The 12,016-nt window shown below is 56.7% G+C and carries 8 protein-coding genes; 7 read left to right on the forward strand and 1 reads right to left on the reverse strand.

Going from position 1 to position 12,016, the window contains the following annotated elements; genetic code table 11:
• Nucleotides 1-239: 239 nt before the first annotated feature.
• On the forward strand, nucleotides 240-1,160 hold the full coding sequence (gene cysK / locus VE23_RS23080) for a cysteine synthase A (protein ID WP_049869277.1): 921 nt from the start codon (nucleotides 240-242) through the stop codon (nucleotides 1,158-1,160).
• Between the two features lie 98 nt (nucleotides 1,161-1,258).
• Here the strand turns inward: cysK and VE23_RS23085 are convergent, their stop codons facing one another.
• Complete coding sequence (locus VE23_RS23085) at nucleotides 1,259-2,431, reverse strand: glucose-1-phosphate adenylyltransferase (RefSeq protein WP_048745850.1); 1,173 nt, start codon at nucleotides 2,429-2,431, stop codon at nucleotides 1,259-1,261.
• Between the two features lie 271 nt (nucleotides 2,432-2,702).
• Between VE23_RS23085 and VE23_RS23090 the strand changes: the two genes are divergently transcribed.
• The 6 genes from VE23_RS23090 to VE23_RS23115 all read left to right on the forward strand — a co-directional run bounded on the left by VE23_RS23090 (nucleotide 2,703) and on the right by VE23_RS23115 (nucleotide 12,006).
• Nucleotides 2,703-3,029 carry a general stress protein gene (locus tag VE23_RS23090; RefSeq protein WP_021877218.1) on the forward strand — a complete coding sequence of 109 codons (327 nt, stop codon included), beginning with the start codon at nucleotides 2,703-2,705 and terminating at the stop codon, nucleotides 3,027-3,029.
• 129 nt (nucleotides 3,030-3,158) lie between these two features.
• Nucleotides 3,159-4,175 (forward strand): CobW family GTP-binding protein, encoded by a 1,017-nt coding sequence (locus VE23_RS23095; protein WP_049869278.1) that lies wholly within the window; start codon nucleotides 3,159-3,161, stop codon nucleotides 4,173-4,175.
• A gap of 113 nt (nucleotides 4,176-4,288) precedes the next feature.
• Nucleotides 4,289-4,882, forward strand: coding sequence for a hypothetical protein (locus VE23_RS23100; RefSeq protein WP_049869279.1), 594 nt, complete (start codon nucleotides 4,289-4,291; stop codon nucleotides 4,880-4,882).
• A gap of 322 nt (nucleotides 4,883-5,204) precedes the next feature.
• Entirely contained in the window at nucleotides 5,205-8,888 is a 3,684-nt protein-coding gene (locus VE23_RS23105; RefSeq protein WP_048745847.1) for a response regulator, read from the forward strand.
• 52 nt (nucleotides 8,889-8,940) lie between these two features.
• Nucleotides 8,941-9,729: a CheR family methyltransferase gene (locus VE23_RS23110; protein WP_084781740.1), complete on the forward strand. Its 789-nt coding sequence runs from the start codon at nucleotides 8,941-8,943 to the stop codon at nucleotides 9,727-9,729.
• Nucleotides 9,730-9,756: 27 nt separating this feature from the next.
• Nucleotides 9,757-12,006, forward strand: coding sequence for a response regulator (locus tag VE23_RS23115; RefSeq protein ID WP_021877223.1), 2,250 nt, complete (start codon nucleotides 9,757-9,759; stop codon nucleotides 12,004-12,006).
• Nucleotides 12,007-12,016 lie beyond the last annotated feature (10 nt).

Genomic DNA, 12,016 nt, shown 5'->3' on the forward strand with positions numbered 1-12,016 from the left:
TCGTAGGTTCATGAAGCCTTGCAAAAACCCCTAATAGATGGGCGGCATGATGTAAGTGCCGGGCCACCAAGCCTGATCCAGCAAGGAAAAAGGGACCCTCCGGGGTCCCTTTTTTGTTCTTTTGACCACTCCATGACTACGATCGATTTAGGGTGCGGCTGCGCGTTTGAGAATCCGGAATTATTCCTGTAACATGCATAGTAATCGAATTGTTGAAACTTTAATGAAGGAAGATGCCAATGCCTCCTAGAATCGTGAATTCCGTCACTGAGCTGATCGGAGATACCCCGGCAGTCAGGCTCAATCGGCTCGTCGGTCCCGAGGACGCCGAGGTGTACGTGAAGCTGGAAAAGTTCAATCCGAGCGGAAGCGTGAAGGACCGGGCCGCCGCCAATATGATGCTGCAAGCGGAGAAGGACGGTCTCCTGAAGCCGGGGGGGACGATCATCGAGCCGACCAGCGGCAACACGGGCATCGGCATCGCCATGAATGCGGCGGCGAGAGGATACAAGTCCATTCTCGTCATGCCGGACAATATGAGCAAGGAGAGGATCGGCATCCTGCGGGCTTACGGAGCCGAGGTCGTGCTGACGCCGGCAGCGGAGAGGATGCCGGGAGCGATCCGCAAGGCGAAGGAGCTGGCTGCAGGAATTGAAGGCAGCTACATTCCCCTTCAATTTGAAAATCCCGCCAATCCAGATGCGCATCGGGGAACGACGGCGCTGGAGATCATGGAGCAGATGGAAGGGCGAATGGATGTGTTCGTCGCCTCCAGCGGCACCGGAGGAACGATTACCGGAACGGGAGAAGAGCTTCGCAAGCTGCTGCCGGCATTGCGCATTCTTGTCGTGGAGCCGCAGGGTTCCCCCGTCCTGTCGGGCGGCGAGCCCGGACCCCATAAGCTGGTCGGAACGAGTCCAGGCTTCGTGCCTCCGATTCTGAATACAGATGTCTACGACGACATCGTGCAGGTCGAGGACGATGCGGCCATTTCCGCATGCAGGGAGCTTGCGGCCAAGGAAGGCATCCTGCTCGGTCCATCGGGAGGAGCCTCCGTCTGGGCGGCGGTTCAGGAAGCGCGCCGCATCGGCAAGGACAAGCGCATTCTTTGCATCGCGCCTGACAGCGGAGAGAGATATCTCAGCATGGACATTTTTTGATTCCAGACTCTTGGATGGGCAGGAGCGAGTGCAGCAGCATCCCTGAACACAACAAAAAGTCTGCCCGTCAAAGGCAGACTTTTTGTGCATCTTCATAATCAAGAACCGGTCCGTACGTCTCCCAGCATAGCCGTCGGGCGGGTTCTGCGGAGCGGGGAGCGGCTGTAGCGGAACTCGCCCGCGCCGATGACAGTCAGGTTGTCATCGCTGCCCTCGATGGAGGATCCGTCCGCGACATAAGCGCCCTCGCCGATGATGGCGCGGTGAATGCTCACATTGCGGCCGATTCTCGCCCCCGGCATGATGATGCTGTCCGTCACCGTGCTGCCCTCTCCGATCTGGACGCTGTGGAAGAGGATGGACCCCTCCACATCTCCTTGAATCCGGCAGCCCCGCTGGACGATGGAATTGCTTACTTCCCCTTTGCCTTCCACATAGATGGCCGGGCTTACCGACAGGGATGGGGTATACATCGGCCATTCGGGACGGTTGAGGTCGATCGTGCCTTGGAGCAGATCCATATGGGCTTCCCACAGGCTTCCCGGCGTACCGACATCTTTCCAGTAGCCTTTGAATGGGAAGGCGATGATTTTCTCCTCCGAGGCCAGAAGGGAAGGGATGATGTCCTTGCCGAAATCATGGGAAGAATCGGCGCGCATGGCATCCAGAATGAGCGCTTCGCGCAGATCGGCCCACCGGAAAATATAAACGCCCATCGAGGCCAGATTGCTCTGAGGCTTGGCCGGCTTTTCTTCAAAGGACGTAATGTTCAGCCGCTCATCCGTATTCATGAGGCCGAAGCGGGAAGCCTCTGCCCAAGGAACCTCTTTGACGGCGATCGTCGCGGCCGCGCCGCGGGCTTTATGGAAGCTGAGCATTTCCTTATAGTCCATTTGGTAGATATGGTCGCCGGAGATGACGAGCAGATGCTCCGGTTGATGGGAATCGATGAAATCGATGTGCTGGAAAATGGCGTCTGCCGTTCCCTTGTAGCCGGTCTTTTGATCCTCGGAATTAAGGATCGTGATGTCCGTGTTGTCCCAAGCGGAGCCGTCGCCAACGTGGCCGCTGATGGATTGCTTCATATATTGAGCGAGGATGCCCACGCTGCCGATTCCGGAGTTAACGCAATTGCTCAGCGGGAAATCGATGATGCGGTAGCGGCCGCCAAAATGAACAGCCGGCTTCGCCAGCCGGTTCGTCAGCGGCGCCAGCCGTTTGCCTTCTCCTCCCGCGAGGAGCATTGCCATGCATTCGTTGTTAACATTCATCTGTGTTACCTCCGTTGTCTCGTTCGAATTCTTTATACGGTATAAGTAAACGGCCTGAAAATCTTTGAAACCAAGATGAGAAAATTCCAATGATATCCTTTTCCCGGGATTTTCCGCAGGCATTTTAATCTGTAGAGAGTCGGAATGGCCGCCTCGGCGTCGCCAAGCGGAATGTTTCACGAGCATCGGGGCAGGGGTACTAACCTGTAAGCTTGAACGCCCTGCCACGGCGGGGCCGAACCGACAACTATACCATTTGGAGGGATACACCATGAAACCAAGCATTCAAGTTGTAGAAAGCGGAATGGACGCAATGTCGGCAGTACGCGAGCTCAATCGACGCGGATATGACAAGGACGAGATTTATGTGCTTGCCCACGATAAAGACCAGACGGATCGCCTGGCCGAAAATTCACAAGCGAACAGCATCGGCATGCAGGAGGAAGGCGTCTTCGATTCCATGGCGAATATGTTCCGCTCCCGCGGCGATGCGCTGCGCTCCAAGCTGGAGTCGGTAGGCTTGACCGAAATGGAAGCCGAGCGCTATGAGGAAGTTCTTGACCAAGGCAAAATCCTGGTCATCGCCAAGCCTCACTGAGCTGCCCCCGAAGCTTGGACGTCCGGCTGGATCGATTCGATCCGGCCGGGCGTTTTTTTGTGCCTTCGGAACGGAATCCGTTATACTGGAAGGGTTTAAAGACGATTAGCGGAAGAGGATGGGGAGAAAATGGAAGAACAAATCACTCCTGTACCGGTCGTCGTTCTGGCCGGATTTCTGGGCAGCGGCAAAACGAGCTTGCTGACACGCCTGCTGGACGGCTGCCGGGAAGCCGGCATCAAGCCGGCAGTCGTTCTCAACGAGCTGGGAGACCTTCATCTGGAGGGGGCGAGATTCGATTCCGGCGTTCCGCTCAAGGAAATGCTGAACGGCTGCATCTGCTGCACGATGAAAGGCGATCTGGCCGGAGAGCTGGTCCTGCTGGCGAGGAGGGAGAGGCCCGGTGTCATTCTCATCGAAGCTACCGGAGCTGCGAATCCGCTGGAGCTGGTGGAAGGCGTAATGGACGCCGCCTTGCACGAATCGCTCTACCTGTCCGCTGTCGTCACTGTCGTCGACGGCCCGGGCGTGCTTCGCCTCAAGGGGAGCCGGCGTACGATGAAGCTGATGGAGGACGGAATCCGCTGCGCCACGAAGCTGGTGCTGAACAAAGCCGATCTGCTCCATCCCGAGGAGCTGGTCGAGGTTCAGCAGCGGATTCGGGAGCTCAATTCCCATGCTTCGCTCGTCACCGTCCGGCATGGCCGCGCAGAGGCGGAATGGATCGAGGGCGTGCTGTCCGCTGATCCCGGAGCTGCCCTGAGGCCCGAGGAGGTCGCCGCTAGGACCGATGGGGGAACAGGGGATGCATCCGCTGCCAGGAAGGAAGAAAGCCATGCCCATGCCCACGAGCATCTGATGGCAGTGACTTATTATCCGCAGCGGCCTTATGACAGCATGGACTTCGAAAGCATGCTCCAGACGCTGCCCGACAACGTGTACCGGGCGAAAGGAATCGTCACATTCGCCGACACGGCGAGCCGGTACCATTTTCAATTCGCGTACAGGGAGACGGATTTCATTCCTCTGTCTCCGGCCGAGAGCATGCGCGACGCCATCGTGTTCATCGGAGAGCATTTCTCGCGAGGCGAAGTGCTGGAGCGGCTTGCCGTTCTGGAGGCGGGGCATACGGATCAAGCCGAATAAAGACGACCTCCAGCCTGCCGGCTTCCGGCAGGCTGATTTGCTGTTTCGCGCGCTGAGTCCGCTGGTTAATGGATACTATTGGATCAGCAGCATGTGGAAAGGGAGGAAGCAATGTGAAAAAGACGATCCTTACAGCTTCGGTTGCCTGCCTGTTTCTGGTTATAGGAATGGCGATTTCCTTGACCCGCCCCGTCGCATCCTTGCCGTCTGCCGCCGCGCCGGCCAAGGGGACGGAGACGGCAGCAGGCCAGCCTGCTCCTCCCGCTGTCATTGCTTTGCTGAAAGAGGAATCCGCTTCCTCGACAAATGCCGTTCCGGGGACGATGGACTTCGGCACGATCAACGGAGTCCGCTTGACCGACGACAAGGAGCAGATCGTCTCCGAGCTTGGACTTCCGCTCGAAGCGGCTCAGGATGAGCTTCTCGCCGAGCAGACGCGCTGGACTTATCCCGACATGAACATCGCTTTCACAGGTACGGAAGTGGATTATGTAAGCGTGCCTTCCTCGAACCGGTCGGTTCGGGTAGGGGATGAGGAGCTTCCGGTCACCTTGGAAGGGTGGGTAGGCCGGTATGGAGAGCCTCAGTACAAGGCCGAGGATGGCGTCGGATATGTGGATGCCAACGGTTTTGCCGCCAAGCTGTTCCTGAATCAGAAGACGGGCCAAGTTCTATCCGTCGACTTCTTCTGGGCGGACATGGAGTAGAGGAATAACCGCGGATGAAAAAAACATAGATTTCTGTCGAAAAGGTGGTTCAATTTCATTTCGGCAGGGTAAAGAATAGAAAACTTTGATCCAACGTCCGGTCGCAACCCTTGAGGGAGGCGGCCGATTCGTGTGTTGGCCAGGAAATGCTGCCAATACGTCGAGAGAGGATGACTCCCGGCTCTATTATTTGTACAATTGTATTCATAGAGTGAATGGATTCATAGAGGATTCATAGAGGATTCATAGAGGGAAAGATTAAGGTTCTCACATATACAGCTTATCCACTATTACTTCAGAGGGGATCCGGTGATCGGCTGACATGAAAATACGGACAAAGGTTCAACTGGGGTTTGTCATCCTGCTCGCCATCATGATTGTCCTGGGCGGCGCGGGAATTCGCAATCTGTTCAATCTCAGCAATCAGCTGAACGAGATCTACGATCAGAGATACACCAAGGTGGCCACCACGACGAGCATGCGCGGCAACGTGAACAACATGGCCAAGTATATGGTGAATATCTTGACCGTGCCTACCAAGGAAACGGTCGACCGCAACCGAGACAGCATTGAAAAGAACAAAGAATCGGTCCAGGCCGCCCTTAAAAAGCTGGAAGGCATTGCCTCATCCGAATCCGAATTTCAGATGCTGGACAAGATGGAAGCCGGAACATCCGACTTCTTCTCGTATGTCGACCGGGCGATGAAGCTCGTAGAGTCCGGCAACGGAGCGGGAGCCGTCGCCCTGCGGGAAAGCGAAGGCCTCCGCTATCAGGAGACGCTCGTCAATAATGCCGACGAGATGGCCGCTTATCATCAGCGCGCCTTGGACCAGCTGGTCGAACAGACGCGCAACGATAACGAGGCGACGACCAATATCATGGTTGCCGTGACGATTGCGGGCGTCCTGCTCGGCCTGTTCATCATTATCTGGAATACAAAGACGCTCAACCGCGGTTTCCGGTTCCTCTCCTCCGCGATTGTCGGGTTCTCTCGAGGAGAATCGACCCGGGAGACGCGCCTGGATGCGATGGTCCAAGAGGGCGAGTTCAAGGAGGTAGCGGACTCCTTCTACAAGCTCGCGGACGATCTGGATGAAAAGACGCAGGCGGAGAAAATATACAACCAGATGATGCAGGATCAGACCTGGCTTAAAACGAGCCTGGCCAACGTCATCGTTGGCGTTCAGAGCATCACGGAGCTGGAGAACCTGGCGGAGAAATTCATTTCCTCCGTCGCCCCTCTTACGGGAGCGACCTATGGAGCTCTCTATATCCGCGATCATCTCGGTGAAGGCAGAACCTTCACGCTGCGTGCTTCTTATGCAGGGACGGAGGGTCTGCAAGCGGCTTCCTCCTTCCGGTTCGGAGAAGGACTCGTGGGCCAAATCGCGGCGGACAACAAGTCGATGCATCTGACCGAGGTGCCGGAAGGATATCTCAACATCCGCTCGGGCATCGGGCAGACGCAGATCCGGGAGCTCTATCTGCTGCCGGTCCATTATCAGCATTCCGTCGTGGCTGTGCTTGAGCTCGGCAGCCTGCAGTCGTTCACAAGCCTGCACCACGAGCTGCTGGAGCAGATCGGCGAGTCTGCCGGCATGGTGCTTCACAACCTGTTCGGAAGGATCCGGATCGAGGAGCTGCTGCGCGAATCGCAGACGATGAGCGAAGAGCTCCAATCCCAATCCGAAGAGCTGATCAGCCAGCAGGAAGAGCTGCGCAGCTCCAACGACCGTCTCGAAGAGCAGACGAGGGCGCTCAAGGCTTCCGAGGAGCAGCTGCAGAGCCAGCAGGAAGAGCTGGAGCAGACGAACGAGGAGCTGCTGCAGAAAACCCATTTGCTGGAGCTGCAGATGAAGGAAACGAAAAAGCACAGCCAGCAGATCGAGCAGACGAGGGACGCGCTCGAGAAGCAGACGGTCCAGCTCGGCCTCGCTTCCAAGTACAAGTCCGAGTTCCTGGCCAACATGTCGCATGAGCTGCGGACTCCGCTCAACAGCCTGCTTATTCTGTCCCAAATGCTGTCGGACAACAAGGACGGAAATCTAACCCAGAAGCAGATCGAGTTCGCAACGACCATTCATACTTCGGGCAGCGATCTGCTCAAGCTGATCGACGAAATTCTCGACCTGTCCAAGATCGGCGCAGGCAAGATGGACGTCGTCACCGAACATGTTCCTTTGCGGGATCTGGAGCAGTATGCCGTACGCAGCTTCCAGCCGGTCAGCATCCAGAAGGAGCTGCCGTTCCTTACGGAGACGGAGGAGGACGTGCCGGCGGAAATGTTCACGGACAGCCACCGGGTCAAGCAGATCCTGCGCAATCTGCTGTCCAATGCGTTCAAGTTCACGACTCAGGGCTCCATCAGCATGCGGATCCGCAAATCCACCCCGGCCGAGATGCCGGAAGGCGCCCAGGGCAGCTGGATTTCGTTCGAAGTCAAGGACACGGGCATCGGAATTCCCGAGGACAAGCAGGCGATCATCTTTGAAGCCTTCCAGCAGGTCGACGGGACGACAAGCCGCAAATACGGCGGTACCGGACTTGGCCTCGCGATCAGCCGGGATCTGGCCAGACTGCTTGGCGGAGACATCCATCTGACGAGCAAGCCGGGAGAGGGAAGCACCTTCGTGCTCACGCTTCCGGAATTCCATCTCGTCAAAATGAACGACGGATCCGACTTCGAAGTCTCAAGAAGCTCGTTCAGCGGCATGGACGAAGCGGCGGCGGCGCTTCCGTCGCCGGTCATCCCGGCGGAACGGAAGCCGAAGCCCGAGCTTGCCCGCCATGCGTTCGATGTGGAAGACGACCTCAAGGAATTGAAGGAAGGGGATAAAGTCGTCCTCATCGTCGAGGATGACGTCGCTTTCGCCAAAGTTCTCGTCGATATCGCCCGCTCGCGAGGCTTCAAGGCCATCGTTGCCGGACAGGGAGACAAGGGCCTGTCCTATGCAAGAACGTACCTTCCGGATGCGATTCTCCTGGATATCCAAATGCCGGTCATGGACGGCTGGTCCGTTCTCCATCATCTGAAAAACGATTCCAACACTCGCCATATTCCGGTCCATCTGATCTCGGTTATCGACGAGGTCCAGCAGGGACTCGCGCTCGGAGCGATCGCCTATCTCAAGAAGCCGGTCTCCAAGGAGCATCTCGACAATCTGTTTACGCAGATCGGATTGTTCATGGAGCGCAATATGAAGCGTCTGCTCGTGGTGGAGGACGACGAGATCCAGCGTCACGCCATCGAAGAGCTGATCGGCCATGACGATCTGGTCATTACGGGAGTATCGTCCGGACGCGAGGCGCTCAAGGAGCTGAGCGAGCATCACTACGACTGCATGGTCCTCGATCTCGGCCTGCCGGACATTACCGGCTTCGAGCTGCTGGACCAGATCAGGCGCAACGAAGAGCTGCATGATCTGCCGATCATCATCTACACCGGCCGCGACCTGGAGAAGCGCGAGGAAATGATGCTCAAGAAATACGCCGAGACGATCATCGTGAAGGACGTCAAGTCGCCGGAGCGGCTGCTTGACGAGACGACGCTTTTCCTGCACCGGGTCGAAGCCGAGCTGCCGGAAGACAAGCGCAACGTGCTGCGCAAGCTTCACAGCGTGGAGACCATTTTCGAAAACAGGGACGTTCTCATCGTCGACGACGATATCCGCAACGTGTTCGCCTTGTCCAATGTCCTTGAAGGGTATAAGATGAACATTACCTATGCCGAGAACGGCCGGGAGGCTATCGAGCAGATCGAGAAAAATCCCGATCTTGATCTCGTGCTCATGGACATCATGATGCCGGAAATGGACGGGTACGAAGCGATGAGGCTCATCCGAGCCGACTCCCGCTACGACAAGCTGCCGATCATTGCCGTCACCGCCAAGGCGATGAAAGGCGATCGGGACAAATGCATTGAAGCCGGGGCCAGCGATTACATCGCCAAGCCGGTCAACGTTGATCAACTTCTTTCACTAATGAGGGTGTGGTTGTATAAATAGCGTCAAACCTCGTCCGAGCGACTCGGACGAAAGAGAACAGTTGGAGATCGAGATGCTGCTCGTGGCCATGTTCAAGCTCTACGGCTATGATTTCAGGAACTATGCCTATGCCTCGATCCGTAGGAGAATATGGCATCGGGTGCATGCGGAACGGCTGACGACGATCACGTCGCTGACGGACCGGGTGATCCACGACCGTGGCTGCATGGAAAGGCTTCTGTCGGATCTCACGATCCATGTCACCGAGATGTTCCGCGATCCGGAAGTGTTCAAGTCGTTCCGCAAAAATGTCGTTCCGCTGCTCAAGACGTATCCGTTCATCCGGATCTGGCATGCCGGCTGCTCGACCGGCGAAGAAGTCTATTCGATGGCGATTCTGCTTCATGAGGAAGGGCTTTACGACCGCACGAGAATCTACGCCACGGATATGAGCTCGACCGTTCTCGATGTAGCGAGGCAGGGCGTATTCCCGATTGAGCGGATGCAGCAGTATACGCGCAATTACCAGGACGGCGGCGGCAAGGAGTCGTTCTCGGACTACTACACGCCCAAGTACGAATCGGTTATTTTCCAAAGCTTCCTGAAGAAAAATATCGTTTTTGCCCAGCACAATCTCGTCACGGACGGCTCCTTCAACGAATTTCATGTCATCCTGTGCCGCAATGTCATGATCTACTTCAACAAGGATCTCCAGAACCATGTGCATGGGCTGCTCTACGACAGTCTCAGCATGTTCGGCGTGCTGCTGCTGGGAACCAAGGAAAGCATCAACTTCACCCGGCATGCGGATCAGTTCGATGAGCTGGACCTGATCAACCGGATCTACCGCAAAGTCAAGTAAAGCCACAGACAAGGGAGGGGGGAAACCATGATCTCTTATGACGGGCCTATCAATATCCTGCTGGTCGATGACTACCCCGAAAATTTGCTGGCTATCGAAGCCGTCCTTGGCGATCTCAACTACAATCTCGTCAAATGCCTTTCCGGCGAGGAGGCGCTGCGGGCGCTTCTCAAGGATGATTTTGCCGTCATCGTCATGGATGTCCAGATGCCCGGGATGGATGGTTTCGAAACCGCTCGAATGATCAAATCCAGGGATAAGACCAAGGAGATACCGATCATTTTCGTGTCGGCGACGAGCAAGGAAGCCCAGCATATGTTCGCCGGCTACGCCGTCGGCGCGATCGATTATATGCTGAAGCCCTTCGTTCCCCAAATTTTCCGTTCCAAGATCGAAGGCTTTGTCCGGATGTACGTCGGCAACAAAACCTTGCAGCAGCAAGCCGTCCTGCTTCAGCAGCAGACGCAGGAGCTGGAGCGCATGAACAAGGAGCTGATGCGCACGGCCTACCAGCTGACCAAGTCGGAAGCCGTCAAAAGCGTCATCAGCTCGACTTCGATGGATACGATGATTACGTTTGACAAGAACGGAACCATTTTGACGGTAAATCCGTCGGTCTATCCGATGTTCGGGTACCGGGAAAAAGAAGTCGTCGGCAAGCAGGTCGATGAGCTTATCCCGGGAATATGCGTCAGGCAGCTGGATCTCATGGGCGAAGCCGCGATGGACGGAATCTCTTCCGGGCGCCTGATCGAAGTCATGCCGCGCCGCAAGGACGCCAGTGTCTTCCATGCCGAGATCAAGCTCGGCAGCACGCTGGTGGATGAGGAAGTCATCTTCGCCTGCACGGTCAGCGACATCAGCGAGCGCAAGAAGTCGGAGGAGGAAATTCTAGCGGCCAAGGAAGCAGCGGAGGTGGCCGACAGAGCCAAAACGGAGTTCCTGGCGATGGTGAGCCACGAGATTCGCACGCCTATGAACGGCATTCTCGGCATGACCAATCTTCTCATGGAGACGGAACTGAACGAGGAGCAGAAGGATTTTGCCGAGATCATCCTGAAGAGCGGCGACAGCCTGCTCAGCGTCATCAACGACATTCTGGACTACGCCAAGATCGAAGCCGGCAAGCTGGAACTCGAGATGGTTCCTTTCGATCTGAAGAGCTGCGTGGACGAATCGCTGGATCTGTTCATCGCCAAGTCGCGCGAGAGCAATCTCGATATCCTCTGTTCGATATCCCCGGATTTGCCGGAGTATCTGTACGGGGACGTAACCAAGCTGCGCCAGATTCTGATGAACCTGATCAGCAATGCGATCAAATTCACGCATGAAGGGCATATTGATGTCGACGTTCGCCTTGCCGAGGATTCGCCCGACGATGCCGAGCGCCAGGAAGAGGGCATCGTTGTCCAGTTCAGAGTGAGCGATACCGGGGTAGGCATTCCGGAGGATAAGCTCCCCCTCCTGTTCCAGCCGTTCTCCCAGCTGGACTCCTCCATGACCCGCAAGTACGGAGGAACCGGACTAGGCTTAGCCATCTGCAAAAATCTGGTGGAGCTGATGGGCGGGACGATCGAAGCGTGCGCCAATGAGCCCAAAGGAGCCTGCTTCACCTTCACCGTCCGCCTCAAGCAGATGGAGGAATGTTATCCGGCTTTGGAGGGAGATCCAGCCGAAGACCACCCGCTGCCCGGCTCACGTCCATGGGAAGCCCCTCCTCATTCGGATTCCTTTTCCTTCTCCGCCATGCTGAGCGAGACCTATACCGAGACTACTGCGGCCAGCGAGACGAGCGCAGCCAGCCGCCTTGTCCTGAAGGCCAACGTCCTGCCATTCACGCTCGGCACTGGAGATCGCGGCGTGCCGGCGCCGAGCGAGCGTTCCCGGGTTCTCGTCGTCGAGGACAACGACGTGAACCAGAAGCTGATCCTCAAGCTGCTCGATCGTCTCGGCATCGAAGCGGATGTGGCGGAGAACGGGGAAGCGGCCGTGGCGATGGCAAAAAACCGATTCTATGATATGATCTTCATGGATATGAAAATGCCGGTCATGGACGGACTTGAGGCGACAAGGCTCATCAACGGAGACGCGCGTGCCGGCAAGCAGCCGGTCATCGTGGCGATGACCGCCAACGTGCTGCCGGGAGACAGGCAGCGCTGTCTGGAAGCCGGGATGACCGATTATATCAGCAAGCCGATCCGGCTGGAGATGCTTGAAGCGATTATCGGCCGGTATCTGGATTATGACTGGACCATGGGCAGGCAGTCCACGCATTGATGTGGGCTGC

Origin of the sequence: Paenibacillus sp. D9 (assembly GCF_001188365.1) — a bacterium.
Taxonomy (GTDB): Bacteria; Bacillota; Bacilli; order Paenibacillales; family Paenibacillaceae; genus Paenibacillus_O; species Paenibacillus_O humicus.